We start from the raw sequence: 17728 nt of genomic DNA on the forward strand, positions 1-17728 counted from the left end.
TTTTTTTTAAAATAGAAATGGACTGGCTTTTTGAGGCCGGGGTCCATACTCTTTTTATTTTCTGTGCTCTTCTATTTCTTCTCTTTTCAGTCTTCTTTTGCTCTCGGCATTGCAATTATTTCCCTTACCTGAAGGGAGAAGAAATCATTGCTGTGAGCCGGCCTTAGTACAAGAGCCACATCTGCACCCCACCTTGTACCTCCTATGGCTATGATTTCAGTATCGTTTGAGACCGGGATATGGCCTGAGTCTGCTGCCATAATGGCAACCTCTATCGCTACCTTGAAGCCTTTTCCGAAAAGGGAACGCAGGGTATCTGCAATTACTTCGATCCTTGAATAGCCTCCGAACTTCTTTGTGACCGAACGCTCTATTCCGGAAAACATATGTGATTGGGTAGTGATTACTGCTCCAAGTTCTTCGAGCTTCTTTTTGTATTCTTCTTCTACTTCCCACTCGCCTTTCTCTTTCTGCCCGTACTGGTGGCTTACTCCAATTACTTTTATGGCGCTGCCCTTTACTGCCTCTGCCATTTTAAGAGCAGTTTTCCCGCTGGTACTGGCAACTACAATGTGGGATATTCCAAGTTCTGCTGCCCTTTTTGCTGCAGCTTCAATAACAGCTTCCGTGTTTGCTTCCCCTACGCTGTCCAGATAAAGAATTGGTTTTTCCATAAATTACTTCCTCCTATGTTTGATTTTAATTTTCTTTTATGAACTTCTTTCATTAATTATTTTGTCAACTTTTTAAGTTTATTTCTGTCCGCTTTTCCGTCTTTTTTCTGGTATCTTCTTTCTTTTCTATGAAACTTTTTTCCCTCTCTTTTTCTTACCTTCATCAATACAGTTTGCATTTAGCAAACATTTAGCGGAGAATGCGTCGTAATTAGAATAAACACTTCTGATCTGAATTATTTTTTCTCTGTCATGAGAAAAGATATATATTAAAAGGATTCTCTTTTAATAAAAAGAGGGTTATGGCATTCGGAATCCCGGATTCGTCGATATTTTTTTTATTGATGTCTGTGCAGAAGGTCACGCAGACCCGGGCTGGCGAGAAACTTGTTTATTTAGGATTAGCAGATATAATCATAGGGGTTTTATTTCATTGAGGTGGTTTTTTTGTCAACTACTACAGACTATGACAACAACGACGTGAAGATTATTACCAAACCTGTGCAGTCAAAAAACCCTGTTTTGATTGAAGGTTTTCCCGGAATCGGGCTTGTGGGGAATATAGCAAGTCAGCACATGATCGAAGAGATGAATATGGAGTATATAGGCTCCATTGAGTCCAGGTATTTCCCTTCAATTGCGGTGCTTTATGAGGGGCTTATAAACATGCCTGTAAGGATCTACGAAAACGTGGAGCACAACCTCATTATAGTCATCTCCGATATTCCGATCAGTCACTCGGTCTCATACGATGTAAGCAACGCTCTCGTGGACTGGGCTGAGTCTATCAATGTTAGGGAGGTTGCTTCCATTGCAGGAATTGCCATTATGGACGGGGGACATAAGGTTTTCGGGGCAGCAACCACGTCGGAAATGCTGGATAAAATCAGGGACAAGGTAGAAATTTTCCAGATGGGGACTATTTCCGGGATTTCAGGCAGCGTAATGGCCGAATGCCTGTTGCGCGGGATTCCTGCAATTAGTCTACTCGGGGCTACAAAAACCCAGAACCCTGATCCGAGAGCCGCTTCTGCCGTAATTGGAGTCCTTAATGAACTTTACGGGCTTTCGGTCAGCACTGATAGGCTTATAGAACAGGCTGAGCGCATAGAAATCGAGCTCCATAAGCTTGCTGAAGACGTTCAGACTACCGAGCAGAAAGGAGAAGTAAAGAAGGAATTCCCAATGTACGGGTGATTCCATGGAGTACATCGCGTTAACAGGAATTGCTGATTCCGTGATCGAGGTCCTGAAGAAACATGAGCTCAGGACTCTTGAGATCCGGACTCCGCAGAACTTCTTCGGAGTACTCGGGCTCAATGCAGGAGATAATGTTCTCCTTACTTCTGCGAGCCTTCAGGACCTTACAGATGGAACTTCAGCTCTTATCGCAAAGATTGTGCAGATGCAGATCTCTGTTCATTCTATTGTCAGCTCAAATGATATCTATTGTGAAGAGCGAGAAGCAATGTCAGCTCGTATTCAGCTTGAGTGCAGGTGCATGGCACGGGTGAAAAGCGTCGTTTCAAACGAACTCGGAAAACCAGTGAGAGTCGACGCAAGAGAAATTTCCTGCTACGAAGCCAGGTAATAATTTCGTTAATTACGTTAGTTATTTAAAAATGGCTCCAAAAACGGCTTTTCTTATTCTCCTGGCATTCCAATGTCAGACGATACCTATGTGTTTTAAAGAGACTATTATTTTCTGGCCTTTGATGCTTCTTTTCTAGAAAAGGATTCTTTCCCTCTGATATAAATGCCACTGTTCTGAAAAATGCCACTGTTCTGAAAAACACCAATGCTCTGAAAAATACTTCTACTCTGAAAGAAGACTCTTTTGAAAATTGGAAAAACGAAAGGAAAAGAAAGGTTCCGGAAAGTTGGAATTCTCTCCGGTAACCTTGGATTCATATTTTTGAATTATTTACATATCTTCTGGCATTTCGCCGCCCGGACCTGCGCCTGGACCTGCTCTCATGCCTGAGGATGCGATTACGTCGTCAATCCTGAGGATCATGATTGCAGCTTCGGTAGCAGCGTTGATTGCCTGGGTCTTGATCCTGAGGGGTTCGACAACGTTGTTTTCGAACATATCCTCGATCTTTCCGCTGTAGACGTTGAGTCCTGCACGCTTGTTGCCTTTCTCGTGCTGGGAGCGCATTTCCACGAGCATGTCGATTGGGTCAAGCCCTGCGTTTTCTGCAAGGGTTTTCGGAATGACTTCGAGAGCTTCGGCATAGACCTTAACTGCAAGCTGTTCTCTGCCTTTAAGGGTTGCTGCGTATTCCTGGAGCCTGAGGGATAATTCGATTTCAGGTGAGCCGCCGCCCACAACAATCTTCTGGTCTTCGAGAGCAACGCCCACAACTCTGAGGGCATCTTCAAGGGCTCTCTCAATTCCTTCAACTACATGCTCGGTTCCGCCGCGAAGCAGAATTGAGGTGGTCTTGCTGTCCTTGCAGCCTGTGACGAAGGTCATTCTGGAACCTGTGACGTCCTTCTCTTCCACAAGGCCTGCATAGCCGAGGTCGGACTCCTCGATTTCATCCATGCTTGTGATTACCTTTGCACCTGTTGCCCTGGAGAGTTTGTCCATGTCACTCTTCTTGATTCTGCGGATCGCGAAAATGCCTGCCTTTGTCATGTAGTACTGGGCAAGGTCGTCAATGCCCTTCTGGCAGAAGACTACATTTGCACCTGTCCTGATTACTTTTTCCACAATTTCCCTGAGCATGGATTCTTCCTGGTCGAGGAAAAGCTGCATCTGGTCAGGGGCGGTGATCTTTATCTCGGCTTTTGTTTCGGTCTTCTTGAGTTCAATGGGCACGCTCAAGAGCAGGACTTTTGCATCTTTCACTATTTCCGGCATTCCGGTGTGGACTCGTTCTTTATCAACGATTACACCTTCGATAATCTCGGAGTCTGCGATGCTTCCTCCTGGCCTCTTTTCGATCTTGATGTCCTCGATGTCCACAGTGATCTTCCCATCTTCACTTACCTCAACAACTGATTTAACGGCCTTGACTGCAAGTTTGGAAAGGTGATCCTTTTGAGCCTCTGCGCCTTTTCCTGTAATGGCTGTGCCTGCTATTTTCACAAGAGTCTCGATGTCTTCCGGAGATGCACTGACAGTGATGGTCTCCAGGATCTTTGTAGCCTGGTCTGCTGCAAGCCTGTAGCCGCTTGCGATCACGGTGGGGTGAACGCCGCTTTCGAGCAGGTCTTCTGCCTTTGTCAGGAATTCTCCTGCGAGCACAGCTGCGGTGGTTGTTCCGTCGCCTACTTCGGCATCCTGGGTCTTGGCGACTTCTACGATCATCTTTGCACCTGGGTGCTCGATGTCCATTTCTTTGAGGATTGTTGCTCCGTCGTTGGTGATGACGACGTCTCCCATGGAGTCTACAAGCATCTTGTCCATACCCTTCGGTCCAAGAGTGGTCCTTACTGCCTCAGCTACTGCCTTTGCGGCCATGATGTTGTTGTGCTGGGCGTCGGAACCGTGGGTTCTCTTGCTGCCTTCTCTCAAAATAAAAATCGGTTGTGCTGCCAAAATTTAATCTCCTTTATAATGATATGAATTTCTATGAATTTTTATCAGTAGTATTTCTGAGCACGTTATCTTTGTGCGTAATTTTTCATATTCTTAATGCAAGCACTTCTATATAAGAATTCCTCTGGATGTCAGGTTTTGAATCTTTAAAATGGGGTCTTCTGGTCCTTTTAATACCTTTTTTTTGGTTGGTTTTGAAGGTATCTTAAATCCGGGTGTATTTCTTAGAGTATTTTATTTTCTTCCGGCTTTCTAGGCTTTTTTGCTATCATTCTTTGCTTTTTCTGACTCAACTATTCTTTTTTCTTCATTCCGATATTTTTTAACTATTGGTTGAAAAAAGAGTTTCTAGAAGCCAAGTTTATAGGTATGAATTTTTTCCCTTGCATGAGGACGATTTTTATTTTATTAAATACAGGGCTCTTTGTATTTTTCAAAAAAAGGCAGTATGCTAATGGCAGTATGCTAATGGCAGTATGCTAATAATTCTCTTAAAAAAGGTTGGATCGAAGGAATCCCGAAAATTTTCCTCCGATTTTTTGTGTACAGGGCTTTGTACGTTGAATTCTCACTGCTTTTTTGATGCTTTTTTAATGCGTTTTTATGTACTCGATCATCCGTGGGGTCAGCAGGGGGATGATTTCGGGCAGCATGTTCGGCATCAGATTTTCCATTGCCTTTGGCATGAGGTCCGGGAGTTGCTCTCTCATGTAATCAGGCATCGGGACCCGTCTCTCAACAGCCTTGAGCATATCCGGCATGACTTTTGGCATGACCGAAGGCATGAGCATTGGCATCATTATGGGCATCATGGGCTTCATCATGGCGTCCATTCCGGGCACATACTTGACCATCTTCATCATGGCCTGAAGGGGAGCTGGCATTGCGGCCATCATCTGGGGCAGGAGTTCTACCATCAGGTCGGTCATGTTTTCGGGCTGCATGAGGGCGATCATCTTCTCAAAGGGCATCCATGACTGCAGGGCGTAGTTTGTCGTGTCCGGGATGTCATAGCCGAGGCTTCTTGCCACAAGGGCGCCGAGGTCCTGGGATTCTATATTCATGTTGTTTTTCTCGGCGGCGACACGGAACTGGACCGTACAGCAGGGACACAGGGCCGCAATGATGTCTGCGTTTACATCTACAGCTTCCTGAAGCCTCATGCCTCCAAGTTTATATGCAACCGGAGGTTCGGCAATAAGGCTCACCACCGATCCACAGCAGTGGGCCTGTTCCCTGTTGTGTTCAAGTTCTCTGAACTGGATGCCGGGGATGGCTTTCAAAAGTTCCCTTGGGGGTTCGTATACCTTGCCCCCGGCTCTTCCCAGGTGGCAGGAGTCATGCCAGGCAACCACTTTATTCAGAGGTTTCTTGAATTTGGGCTTCAGCACGTCCAGGCGCTCAACCAGGACTTCTGAATAGTGCTTTGTCTCAAGCCCGTATTCAATGCCCAGTTTTTCCGCCCACTGTGGATAGACTGTGTGCCACATGAGCCAGCAGGCAGGGCAGGAAGTGATCACGGTTTTTACGCCTTTCTTTTTCATGTTCGAGACGTTCATCCGCATGATCTTTTCAAATACATCCCACTTCCCGGCAACGAGCATGGGAATTCCACAGCAGGCCTCCTTGTCTCCCAGCCCTGTGAACTCGATTCCTGCATCGTCGAGCATACGCACAGCCCCGACAGCTACGTCTTTTTCCACAAAGGACGCCGTGCAGCCTGCAAAGTAGGCATACTCGGCTTTGTCTTTCATTTTTGCCCTGATGTCGTCAGGAATCCATTTGTCCCTGTCTTTGCTGAGGTTTGCCCAGATGTTTCTCTCCTTCAGAAGGCTTGCAGCCATGATCTCAAAGGGTGGGAAGGTCATCTTTTTCTCTTCATCAACCAGCTTTCCGCGCATTGTCATCCAGGCATGTTCGATTGGCATGTCCAGCTCACAGCGGGCGTCGCACATCTGGCAGGTGGTGCAGGCGAGGAAGGTGTTCGTTTGCCTCTGGTCAAGCTTTTCCCGACCAGCCAGGTATTCCTTGATGAAGAACCATTTTCCCCGGGGCGACTGAGCCTCCCAGCCCCTGCCGTAGTACTGATCACACTCGCTCACACAGTATCCGCACTGGGAACAGGAGTAGGCAAGTTCGACAATGTCTGCCGGGATGTCCTTTTCGTCTTTGAAGGAAACTTCTCCGATCCCGGACATATTTCCAACAAGCCTTCCCATGGGTTCGAAGGAAGAGCCGAGGGACACGGCGGTGTTCAGGAGCCCTTTCCCGTCCAGAGTCTCAGGGTTCATGATTCCGTTGGGGTCGAATTCTTTCCTGAGGGCTTCTATTTCCGAAAGCCGGTCTCCAAAGACACTCTTTTTCTTCGAGGCAAAGAATAGGCCGGAAGAATAGGCCCTGCCTCCGTTTTCTTCTGCAATTTTCAGGATGCTCAGGGAAAGGGCAAAGGCCGTATTGAAGAGTAAGGAGCGTTCGGAGTGGCGCATGAAGCAAAGGAGTACAACGTTTCCGTCACTGATAACCATCCCTTCGGTGAGCACCGGGAGTTTTATCCTCTTTTCAATTTCTTCAAAAGCACTATCCATCTTTTCAAGCGGCACCAGGATCTCAGCAGGGATGAAGGAGGGGCCGAGCCTTTTAACCTTCATGGACTTGAACCATTCCTCGGTCTCGTGCTTTGCAATCTCTTCGGGAAGGATCGTTCCACCTGCACTCTCGATTGCTTCTTTGAGGCCGGAGACGTTCCTGGAGGCAGGGTACATGAAGGTACAGACGTAAGCAACAGGCAACACTGGCCTGTGTTTGTCCACGATTTCCCCATAGTGGAGTTTTTGGGGCGATTTGTTTTTCATGTCCGCCCATTCGGGGTTCAGGAATGAGATGGACCAGAGGGGTATGTTCTTTTTCTTTATGGTTTCTACCGCTTTTTTCATGGCTGAAGCGTCGGGGAAGCTGGCGGAAACAGCTTTTCTCTCTTCGAGCTTCTGGACTTTCAGGGTAATTTCGGTGATAATACCCGTGGTCCCCATTGTCCCTATTAACTTCTTGAGTTCGGGACCGTTAAAGTCCCTTATTTTTCCGTTGGGGAGGACAACCCGGGCCTTTTCCATGCTCTCGTAGCCCCAGCCGAATTCATAACTTCCATATCCGGCTCCGCTCTGAGCCAGCCAGCCCCCTACGGTCGAGGATGGAGCGCTTGAAGGGATCGCCCTGACAGAAAGCCCTTTCTCTTTCAGCTTCCTATCTAAATTTTCCCAGATAAGCCCGCTCTGCACCACTGCTTTCTGCCCATCGGGGTCGATGCTTATGATCTTATTCATTAATGTGACATCGGCAACTATGCCTCCCTTTGTAGGGATCACTCCGCCATACCCGGAGGACGCCCCTGCACGGGGAACAATCGGAATCTGGTGCCTGTTTGCAAATTCCAGAAGTTTTACTGCATCTTCTTCCGTCCGGATTTTTACAACAGCTGCAGGGTCAGTGTTCCCTATTACTTTCTTGACAAGTGGGGGTAAGGCTCCTATATCGTGGTTATAATAGTGGCGATCGCGTTTGTCAAGATTGACGCATTCCCCGAAAAGTTCGGAGAGTTCTGTTTTTTGGGTTGCTGAAAGTTCCGGTACACTTCTTGCTGTCATATTCTTCTCCTCCTGAATTATGGCCTATTTGTGGACACTGATTTGTGGACACTTTACAGTATGCGCAGATGGTTGCATTAAAGCCAGATTCTGAAAATGTTTTTTGGCTCCCCTATAGTTTATATTATATAATTATAAAATAAAAATATTCGTTTTGTGAGATATGCCGTTTTACCGTTTTTGCGGAAAATAAAAAATAATAAACAAAAAAATAAAAAATATAAATCAGAACTTCAGGGCATCTTTGGGACAGACACTCACACAACGCCCGCATTTGATACAGTCGGGTTTTGTCTCGATCTGGCATACCTTAAGCTGCATGGGACAGACTTTTTCACATTTCTTGCAGCTTATGCATTTGTCTTTTTCAAGTTGCAGCTGGTACCTCTTTCCTCCTAGCAGGTTCTGTGCTGTTCCCATTGGACAGAAGGAACACCAGGTCCTCGGGCTCAGGTAGCTGCCGAGAAGGACTGCAATTGCGGTTGTCACAAGGCATATGGTGACAAAGATCATCCCTATCTTTTCAAAGGTGTTCAGGGTTCCGATGACACTTGAAATCCTGTAGCCCATAACGCCCATCATCAGGAGAAAGATCGGAAGGCGCACCCATAGGCTCCTTAAGATGCCAGGAATCTTTCTTTTCTTTGAAATTTTACTGATCCAGAAATCAGCAAGGCTTCCCCGGGGGCAGAGGTTTCCGCAGAACCATCTGCCTCTGAAGGGGCTTATAAGGAAGATTGCTGCAAAGATAAGCAACACAAAGTACCCGAGTGCAGGGTACCAGAGCCCTCCTATGGAAACAATAAGTACAAGGATTCCCAGGTAGGGAGTTATTTTGAGCATTTTAAATTAACCTCCGTTTTCCCATTGTTCAAGTTCCTGTCCGAGTCTGTCGGCCCAGGATTGTACAATTTTTAGAATGACATTTTTAATCTGGTTTCTTGAATGGATTTTATAAATGAATACATAGCCTCCTCCGTCAAGGTTCTGCTGTGACCTCTGGAGGATCCCTTTTTCGTGCAGCTTTTTCACGGAACGCTGGACCGTAGAAATATCCAGGTCCAGAGATCTGGAAAGGGTGTCAGTATCAATCCATTTTTCTGGTTCATTTAAGAAGTGCTTCATTACATTCAGATCAGCTTTTGTAAGACTGAGAGCGCACTTGATCACATCTTCTACTTTGAATTCCTTGCAGGCAAAGTCTATTATTCCAATCCCTCCTCTCTTCTACAGTACTGTAATATTATATCCGGAGTATTTATATACTGGCAAGTACGGCATACTACAGGCAAAAATACGAAGTACCGGAATTTCTTTGATCTATTCGCTCTTTTTCAGAGGTTTCCAGTCAATTAAGCTCATGTTCCCAGCATAAGCCATATGCCTTAAATAAAACAAATTTACCTGATTAAAAATAATCCTATTTCTATTTCATTTCTGGTCGTGTTTAGAGAACATTCCTTTCATATAATATTCCGTTTTCCAGAATATTTATGTTTTTTCCTTTTTGTAGAATTTTCTCTTATTTTCCAGGGCATTTTCTCTAATTTGCCTGGTAATGTGTCCGCCCACTGCCCAATAGAGATAGATTTTTATACTCCTTTTACAATCTGCAAATTACGGTTTAATGAGCTTGTTTGATTTGAGGTTTTTTTTCCACAAAGAAATCCGGTCTAAAATATGTTTTCTGCTCATTAATATCCACATATACTCCACAAAAAACCGGCAGGTTTCTCCTTTTATCCTGCCGGATACAAACACCTCTTTTAATTAAAGTATACTTGATTCAAAAAAATTTGTATTCTTCTCCATACCTTTTCCCCAGGCTCCCTACTTTTCCTTCTGCAGGCAGATCTTTTCCCTATTAGTTTACAGGGGAAACTCGGGAGTTTCCCCGACTGCCAGCACTTACATCCCAAGAGCCGTCTGCATAATTGTATTTTCGATTTCATCCTTCAGTTCTTCCGGGATTCCCCTTATCCCAACATCCAGGAAACCTCTTATGATCATTCCAATGGCTTCTTCCTCTGTAAGCCCTCTTGCCATCAGGTACTCCACCTGGTCTTTGGCAATTTTCCCCACGGCTGCCTCATGAGTAAGCTCTATATCGTCTACATTTGCCTCAAGGATAGGGATTGCTAGTTGACTGCCTTTGTCGGTAAGGACAAGCCCTTTGCATTCCAGGTGCCCTTTTGCACCCTTTGCATTGCCTATCATTTCTCCTCGTGCAATCAGTCTCCCGCCGATTGTGATTGTCCTCGATATAAGTTCTGCTCTCGTATCCGGGGCGTTGAAAATCGCCCTGCTTCCAAGGTCAAGTTCGGAGCCGGGGTGGGCAATTGCTATAGTATTGAGCCTTGTCACCGCTCCTTTCCCTTCGAGCATTACAGTTGGGTAGGTCTGTACGGAACGTACGGGTTTCAGGCAAATGTAATTGCTTACGTAAGTCCCACCCTCTTCGACGTGTACAACAGTTCTCGGGCGGACTCCTATCTGTTCAGCCCAGTTATGGATCATTGTGAAATTCAGAGTGGCGCCTTTTTTTACATACATCTCGGATATTCCAAGGTGCAGGCCTTCTTCAACTCCCTTTTTGGCGGTACAGCCTGTGATAATATCAAGACTTGCCCCTTCCTCGACGACTATGATATTATGCACTGTCTGGGATACCTTTTTGCTTCCCAGCATAAGGCAGGTCTGGACAGGCATGGAAGATTTCTTTCCTGCAGGCGCACGGATAAAGTAACCATCCGCATTTTCAAGGTAGGTTTTTGCCGTGTACTTGTCAGCATCCACCTGCACGAGTTTCCAGGAGTAATCTTTGAGCCATTCATACTTTTCAAGGGCTTCATGCGTGGACATTAGTTCCACATTCTCATCTTTCAGAGAAGAGTGCGAGACTGCATTATCCAGTACCAGAAAACTGCCGGATCTGCCTTCTTCGCTTGGGATTACTCCTACCTGAAGCAGGGTTCTTTTGCTTTCCTCGTCAAGAGTTTGAAGATCTTCAATAGGCTTGCTGACCTTAGAGCCGTCCTCATATTTTGCCAGTTCAAAATCCTCTCCGAAAGTCGCCTTTTTCTCAGCTGCACTCTCCGCTCTCTTCTTCAGGCTCACTTCATCAGTCTGCATGTTATACACTCCTGGTACCCTTTGTTTTTTATTTCTTCCAGCATTTTCAGGGGATTTCCTGAACACATGACCGTTCCATTACAGAGAATATACCCTTTGTCTGCCTGCACATAATCCAGAACCTGGCCTGTATGGGTAATGATAAGGGCGGATTTTCCCTTTTTGCACCTCTCACCCGGGCAGTCAATACCTTCATCGAGAAGGCCTTTTATTGTCATTCCGACCTGTTCGATGCTTACAAGATCCACTCCGGACTCAGGCTCGTCCAGAAGGTAGAGGCTCGGATTCTGGGCTGCAAGCTGCAGAAGCTCAGAGCGTTTGATCTCTCCGCCTGAAAAACCCACATTTACATCCCTGTCCAGAAAGCGCTTCATATCAAGGTTTTCGGCAAGTTTTTCAGGATCCTTTTTTCCTTTCGATGCTACTTTTACAAGGTCCCTCAGTTTAATTCCTGACATGTCCGGAGGACGCTGCATCATGATACCCAGTCCGCGACGGGCTCTTTCATCCACTGGAAGATTGGTAATATCTTCTCCATTGAACAGTATCCTGCCTTTCACAATCCTGTACTCGCTAAAGCCCATGATTGTCCTCATAAGGGCTGACTTTCCGGCTCCGTTTGGTCCGAAAAGTACATTTGTATACCCTTTTTCAACCTCGAGGTTCACGTCATGAAGCAAAATTTTTCCGTTGACCTCTACAGTCAGGTCTTCTATTTTCAGCATCGATGTTTCTCCCTTAATCTCATTTTTGATACGGTTTCCCCGATTCCTTTTTCCGTATCTCAAGAAGTAGCCGTTCAAAGTGCGTTTATTTGAATTATATTATGTATGGCAGAAATAACGATAAAATCAGATTGTTCTGGCAGTCCGATCTGATTTCCAGTTATCTGCATACAGTCCTTTATTCCTGTTGGAGGACATTGTATTTCTAACCATATGTTTTCTCAGCGTCTCCTTAACCGATTTTTCAATTAAATTGCTAAGGTTAGGGGGGCGTGGGGTTCAGTCACTGAACATCGCAAGCAAGGGGGCGGTTCTCAAATCTGGACAAAGACGGTAGATGTTTCCGTTTTTCCAGATTTAATCAATAACTCATGGACACTGCCAGTTAGGGATTATGTAATAAATTGAGATTACTATAGGATTAAAACGAAAGTAATTTCTCTTAAGCAGAAATGGTTTTTTGAAAAGAAAGTAATTGTTTGAAAAGAAAGTAATTGTTTGAAAAGAAAGTAATTGTTTGAAAAGAAAGTAATTGTTTGAAAAGAAAGTAATTGTTTGAAAAGAAAGTAATTGTTTGAAAAGAAAGTAATTGTTTGAAAAGAAAGTAATTGTTTGAAAAGAAAGTAATTGTTTGAAAAGAAAGTAATTGTTTGAAAAATAAGTATGTTCCTTTTAATTCGCATTTACTGAAGTTCAAAGCGCATGCCAGCTCGAGTTTCCATATATTTTGAGGGGAAAGCATCTTTTATTTTTTCCTTATGGGTTGTGCAGTGCCCTGCTGCTATCAATTCCATATCTTTAAGCCTCTCGAACCTATCACTATCATGCAGCCCTCCAATAATTCCTTTAGTATCCCCATAACAAAGAGCAGCATCCATAATTGCATCAATTCCCGGATGAGCACAGCCTGTAAGTACATAGGAGCCGTTTTCTGTACCAAGAACAAGGGACTGTTCTTTTATTTTATCTCCCAGTTCTCCTGTGCTCCAGATCCCATTAGATATCTCTAAGGCTTCCTTTACCTCTACAAGGTCAGCTCTCTTCTTAATTTCCCTTTTGAGTTTCTCTGAAAAAGATGAAGGTACATAAACAGTGAGTCCGGGATTTGCTTGAAGGATCTCGGGCAGACCCCCTATATGGTCCCAGTGCTGATGGGAAAGGACCAGTTTACTTATACAGGCAGGACTGATGCCAATTTTCTCCATATGCTTGAGAAGCAGAGTTCCGTCCCATCCAGTATCGAAAAGGAGGATTTCTCTGCCTGTTTCAAGTAGAGCCGAAAATCCCCAGCTTCCTGTAAAACCAGGGTATGCTTCATTATCATACAGCACTGTTAGCCTGAGCATCTGCCTGCCTCAAATTTTGAATATTCTTATTATTATGTTTCTAAACATATCCGGTCATATTTCTGACATTGTTCGGTAATCCAGTACAGTGGAAATCGGGTTTGTTTCAATTTCAATTCCCGTTTCCTCAAGGGCACAGATCCCGTTAATTCCTCCCACTACTGCAACCCCGAACTTTCCTGTTTCAACCGGAGCTCCAAGTAGAAACTCATCAATTTCTCCTGTAGTGATGCATCCTGCCAAACCCACCTTTGCTGCCCTTTTCATAATTTCTCCTGCCTTCTCATAGGCCGAAGAATTTATCTGCCGCATATTGGCAAGGATTTTTCCTTCTCCTTTTTCAAGCACCTCAAGGACTGAGGTAGGAGCTCTATTCATGAAAATCTTTATCGGGTCAATGGAAGTCCCGCTGTAGGAGATCAGTTCAAGAAAACGTGCTGGGTTCCTGTTTTCTATCTGGAGGATCCCTCCATAGGCGGGTTCTACAGGAATACCTGCTTTCAGGAGAAGCCCATCAAAAGTGACGCTACATACGGTAGCTATTCCTATTTTCCCCGGAGGGAGAGGTATTTCAGGTCCTGAATCCTCTTCGAAGATTCTGACCCTCGGGCTTATCATGTACCCGGAGTGGGCTGTATACGAAATCAAATCAATAACAGTTTCGAAATCGTCTTTGTCAAAATAAGAAATATTTGCCACTACATCCCCTGTATCTGTTTCGGGGTTATAAGTGGTCCTGAATGCCATTTCTTCGATCCTGGAGATTACAAAACCAAAACGATCCCCTATGAGGGCATCATTCATCTCATTTTCTCCAAGGTCCGTAAGTGTACGCCCGGCATATCCGTGTTTGTGTGTAAACCCTCTCTCATCCAGGATCCTCAGGTGGTAGCGGACAGCCCGTTCTCCTATATCATAGCCCCGGTTGTTCAGTTCGTCAGCTATGGCCCGGGCACCTATGGGTTTGTCACTTTCGTGAATCACCCTCATGATTTCAATGAGTTTTCGCTCTATTTGCGGATCCATCATGTCTATAACACCGTTATACCCTGTATCAATTCCGTGAACTTTACGGATAATCGTGATAAAACCACAAAGACCACATATTGAAGCATTTTGTGAGTGGTCTCAATGAGTAAATTTAAGTGGTTTCAGTAGAAGTTTCAGTAAGTAGTTTTCCGGGACGCCTCAATGAGTTTTTCAGTGAGTTCCGGTTCAGTATAATTATTTTTGAATCTAATTGGCTATTTCTCGCTTGCTCCAAACGGATTCAATCCTGCTTTTAAATACTCAAATATAGTAAATCTTTTCGTACTTAATATAAGTTTGTCTTATTCAACTTCATAAAACCTCAGCAGGAAACCCGTTAAATCTTTTGATTTAGCGGGTAGTTGACAATAACTGCTGCTGAGAATCTCGGAAAAGATAATTTTCCGGACAACAAAAAGTTCTTTGACAATCTCTTTATTAACTTTTTTTTATCTCTAAGGTGGGAAGACCCCTTTTCCTCAGCATATCCGGTTTACGAGATGTGGCAGGTAGGGGATGAGCCTGGGGATTTACTGGCAATTGGCCGGAAGTATGAACCCGGAAGCCCGTTAAATCTTTAGATTTAGCGGGTAGTTCACACCAGCTTTACAATTCCAGGTTCGGGCGAATAAAGCTCTCCTGTTTCCAGAAGTTTCTTCAGAATTAAATCAAATTTCTCCTGACTTATCCCTTTTTCCATAGCTTTCTCACAAAACTCTTCAATTCCGATTTTCCCATCCGAAACCTTAAGGATCTCATTGAGGATCGATTTCTGGTCTTTTTTCGCGGCTGTGCTTCCAGAAGAAGTTCCGGGTCCCGGTTGAGCTGTTCCTTTCAGGGCCTGGCCTCCGGGGTTTGAGTTTCCGGCTTCTTTCGGAAAGGTTTTCAGGGAAAAAGTTTCTTTTCCGTTTCCGGAAAGTTCAGCCTGCAAGCGAGTTCTGAAGTCTACAGCTTCGGATAATTCTTCGAAAGAGCCAAATATTCTGAGTTTTCGCGCCTGCAGGAGGGCTCCGCAGTGCTGGCATCTAAGGGTTTTCTTCCCGGTCTCTGTTATCTGGGCATTCTGCCTGCATTTAGGGCACACTACCACAACATAACGGGAGTCTCCGGGGTTTTCTCCAAACTCCATCTCTTCTCACCTTCCGTACCTTCTCTGCCTTTTCTGAAAATCCCTTATCACTCTCATAAGGTCTATTTTTCGTACATCTTCCCAGTTGACATCCGTAAAATAGAGTTCCGAATATACGGATTGCCATACAAGGAAATCCGAAAGTTTCTGCCCTCCTGAACGGATCATTATATCAGGTTCATGCTTGACAAGGAGGTGTGATTCAAGCATTTTTTCGTCTACTTCTTCCGGTCTGATACTTCCCGCCTTGATCTCCTCAAGTATAGAAAGTACAGACCTGGTGATTTCCCCTCTTCCTCCAAAACCAAGTGATACATATACAAAAAAATCCTTGCCCCGCCGGCTGCTCTGTATTTCCCCTTCAAGGCCATATATTTCATAACCTGTTCCGGAAAGAAGATCTATGAAACTTTCTTCCAATCTGGTTCCAAGTGTTGACGCAAGCTCGGTTTTCACCGGCTGATCAGTCTTAAGAATATCAACATAAATGCTCACGAGTTCGACCTTAAACTTTTTAAACGTGAGAAGCGTGGCCAGAAGTTTTTCCATCCCTTTAGGGTCAAGGAGATCGGTTTCCTTGAGTATGATAGCCACATGCGCCGGGGTCTTTGTAGTTGACCTCGTTATTTGCCAGGCCAGGTACCTCTCATAGAGGGGATAACCAAAAGAAAGCAGATCCATCGAGTATTCATCCTAAAAAAGCCTTAAATGGCCTGGTATTTATTTCTCATTGTTTTTATCCGGTTTCAGGTTTTTCTCAGGTATGCAGTTTTTTAGGCTCGTTTTACAACCAGTTATTTTGCAGTAGAGACGATTTTGATTACATCCCCATTTTTCAGCTCGTGTTTTTCACCAAGTCTGAGTCTCGTCCTTGCATCCACAGCATACAGGAAACGATCTCCTATCTCGGTATGGATCTGGTATGCAAGGTCGTGGCAGGTAGAACCTCTTTTCATAAGGTAAGCATCTGGCAGCATATTCCCTACTTTGTCGGACCATTTTCCTTCGTCTTCTACGGGATATACTACAATAAGGTCCAGAAGTTCAAAGACAGTCCTGTTTATGCACTCCTGAACCCCGGTGGTGCCAAGCCGTTCAACTACTTTATGGATGGCTTCAAGCCCTTTCTTCTGGGTATTTGTAAGATCTTCCGTAAGCACCTCGAAGTCTCCATTTCCTGGCGTGTACTTGATTATTCCATTTTTTGCAGCGGATTTCAAAGCCAGTTCGGCTGCTGCACTCGTAGGTACTACTATCCTGTCAAGTTCTTTGAGTTTTTTCAGGTTTTCTCCTGGGGCAATATCTGCCTTATTTGCAGCGATAAGCAGGGGTTTACTGAACTCTCTCATTGTATCACAGAGCCGGATCATATCTTCTTCAGTCCATTTTATATGATCCACCCTTGCAAGCCCGGTGTCAATTAAGGCAGCATTTACGTGAGATTCCTTTATCCCTGCCCCCGCAAGCTGTTCTGAAATTACGATTTCAAGCTTTAACCCTTCTGCCTGGATCTTCCTGGAAAGCTTCACCCAGTTCCTTTCCAGAATTCCATAGAGCCACATGGTAATTTCCCTGTTCAGGAAAGCTACATCCTCAAGAGGGTCATGGTCTCCTATTTCTACAGGGTTGCCCTCAGCGTCTGTCCCGCCCGAGGCATCTACAACATGAATTATTGCCTGAGCCTGCCGGAGCTCGTCCAGGAAAGTGTTTCCAAGTCCTCTCCCTTTGCATGCGTCCGGCACAAGCCCTGCAACGTCAATGATATCAATCGGAACATGTCTGATTCCGTCCACACACTTTCCGCATGTTTTTTCCTTCTCTTTACAGGGGCACTCAGCCTGAACATATGTGACACCGTGGTTGGCGTTTATAGTTGTGAAGGGATAATTTGCAATCTCAACATCTGCGAGGGTAGCTGCTTTGAAGACGGTGGATTTGCCCGCATTGGGCTTTCCTGCAAGGCCTATGGTCATCGACATAAATTATAAAAACGAACTTGTTGCATTTAATCTTTATTGATATTGAAGCCTTAGAAACAGGGTTTTTTCCTCAATTTTCTGGGAAAACAGACAGATGTGTTGCAGATTCAGCCGTATCTTGAGTAACAAAGTTTATATGCTAGAATGTGCTTATCAATGGTACTCGCTTGCGTCCCGATAGGGTAGTGGATATCCTTGAGGCCTGCGGAGCCTTAGACCTGAGTTCAAGTCTCAGTCGGGACGTAAATTCTTATTTTCATTTATTCTTCTTTGATTATTCACCGCATGTTCATCTGGATTTTTGTCTCTTATGACTTTTTGTACCCTGCTATTCTTTTTACTACTTTTTTACCGGATCTTTTGATTTGGTCGTCTTCGCTATGTAGTTGATATCTCGGTATTAAAGCTCCCAGCAAGATTATTGAGTTTTTTTTTCAACTGTACGCAGGCGAGGGAAACCTTGCGCTGAGGGCGAGATAAAACGTGAGATCATATTTGCAGTCATTTCGGAATAGTACCTGCC

General features: G+C 44.8%; 14 protein-coding genes and 1 tRNA gene. 3 read left to right on the top strand and 12 right to left on the bottom strand.

The window, feature by feature from the left end; translation table 11 throughout:
* Nucleotides 1-86: 86 nt before the first annotated feature.
* Entirely contained in the window at nt 87-674 is a 588-nt protein-coding gene (locus EO92_RS11840; RefSeq protein WP_048133572.1) for a pyruvate kinase alpha/beta domain-containing protein, read from the bottom strand.
* Nucleotides 675-1121: 447 nt separating this feature from the next.
* Between EO92_RS11840 and EO92_RS11845 the strand changes: the two genes are divergently transcribed.
* Nucleotides 1122-1871, top strand: a complete 750-nt coding sequence (locus EO92_RS11845) for a proteasome assembly chaperone family protein (RefSeq protein WP_048133571.1) — start codon at nt 1122-1124, stop codon at nt 1869-1871.
* 4 nt (nt 1872-1875) lie between these two features.
* Nucleotides 1876-2265: a DUF473 domain-containing protein gene (locus EO92_RS11850; RefSeq protein WP_048137794.1), complete on the top strand. Its 390-nt coding sequence runs from the start codon at nt 1876-1878 to the stop codon at nt 2263-2265.
* Between the two features lie 333 nt (nt 2266-2598).
* On the opposite strand, the gene thsA is transcribed toward EO92_RS11850, so the two are convergent.
* From thsA to EO92_RS11915, 11 genes are all read right to left on the bottom strand, one after another.
* A complete protein-coding gene (gene thsA / locus EO92_RS11860) occupies nt 2599-4224 on the bottom strand; it encodes a thermosome subunit alpha (RefSeq protein WP_048171823.1) in 1626 nt (541 codons plus the stop codon).
* A 590-nt stretch (nt 4225-4814) separates the two neighbouring features.
* Nucleotides 4815-7865 (bottom strand): FAD-binding and (Fe-S)-binding domain-containing protein, encoded by a 3051-nt coding sequence (locus tag EO92_RS11865; RefSeq protein WP_048171824.1) that lies wholly within the window; start codon nt 7863-7865, stop codon nt 4815-4817.
* 225 nt (nt 7866-8090) lie between these two features.
* A complete protein-coding gene (locus tag EO92_RS11870; protein WP_200896776.1) occupies nt 8091-8708 on the bottom strand; it encodes a 4Fe-4S binding protein in 618 nt (205 codons plus the stop codon).
* Nucleotides 8709-8714: 6 nt separating this feature from the next.
* Nucleotides 8715-9074: a TrmB family transcriptional regulator gene (locus tag EO92_RS11875; RefSeq protein ID WP_048171826.1), complete on the bottom strand. Its 360-nt coding sequence runs from the start codon at nt 9072-9074 to the stop codon at nt 8715-8717.
* A gap of 699 nt (nt 9075-9773) precedes the next feature.
* Nucleotides 9774-10997, bottom strand: a complete 1224-nt coding sequence (locus tag EO92_RS11880; protein WP_048171828.1) for a SufD family Fe-S cluster assembly protein — start codon at nt 10995-10997, stop codon at nt 9774-9776.
* Nucleotides 10979-11722 carry an ABC transporter ATP-binding protein gene (locus tag EO92_RS11885; protein ID WP_048171829.1) on the bottom strand — a complete coding sequence of 248 codons (744 nt, stop codon included), beginning with the start codon at nt 11720-11722 and terminating at the stop codon, nt 10979-10981. The genes EO92_RS11880 and EO92_RS11885 overlap by 19 nt, the downstream gene beginning before the upstream one ends.
* A gap of 683 nt (nt 11723-12405) precedes the next feature.
* The gene (locus EO92_RS11890) at nt 12406-13068 is read right to left on the bottom strand and encodes an MBL fold metallo-hydrolase (RefSeq protein WP_048171830.1); all 663 of its coding nucleotides are present in this window, start codon (nt 13066-13068) and stop codon (nt 12406-12408) included.
* Between the two features lie 54 nt (nt 13069-13122).
* Nucleotides 13123-14097 (bottom strand): DUF128 domain-containing protein, encoded by a 975-nt coding sequence (locus EO92_RS11895; protein ID WP_048171831.1) that lies wholly within the window; start codon nt 14095-14097, stop codon nt 13123-13125.
* Between the two features lie 595 nt (nt 14098-14692).
* On the bottom strand, nt 14693-15226 hold the full coding sequence (locus EO92_RS11905) for a DUF5817 domain-containing protein (RefSeq protein ID WP_048171835.1): 534 nt from the start codon (nt 15224-15226) through the stop codon (nt 14693-14695).
* Nucleotides 15227-15232: 6 nt separating this feature from the next.
* Nucleotides 15233-15907 (bottom strand): undecaprenyl diphosphate synthase family protein, encoded by a 675-nt coding sequence (locus EO92_RS11910; RefSeq protein WP_048171838.1) that lies wholly within the window; start codon nt 15905-15907, stop codon nt 15233-15235.
* Nucleotides 15908-16020: 113 nt separating this feature from the next.
* Nucleotides 16021-17205, bottom strand: a complete 1185-nt coding sequence (locus EO92_RS11915) for a redox-regulated ATPase YchF (protein ID WP_048171841.1) — start codon at nt 17203-17205, stop codon at nt 16021-16023.
* Nucleotides 17206-17376: 171 nt separating this feature from the next.
* Here EO92_RS11915 and EO92_RS11920 point away from each other — a divergent pair.
* Nucleotides 17377-17448, top strand: a tRNA-Arg gene (locus EO92_RS11920).
* Nucleotides 17449-17728 lie beyond the last annotated feature (280 nt).

The organism is Methanosarcina sp. 2.H.A.1B.4 (assembly GCF_000979385.1).
In the GTDB taxonomy this organism is placed as follows: Archaea; Halobacteriota; Methanosarcinia; order Methanosarcinales; family Methanosarcinaceae; genus Methanosarcina.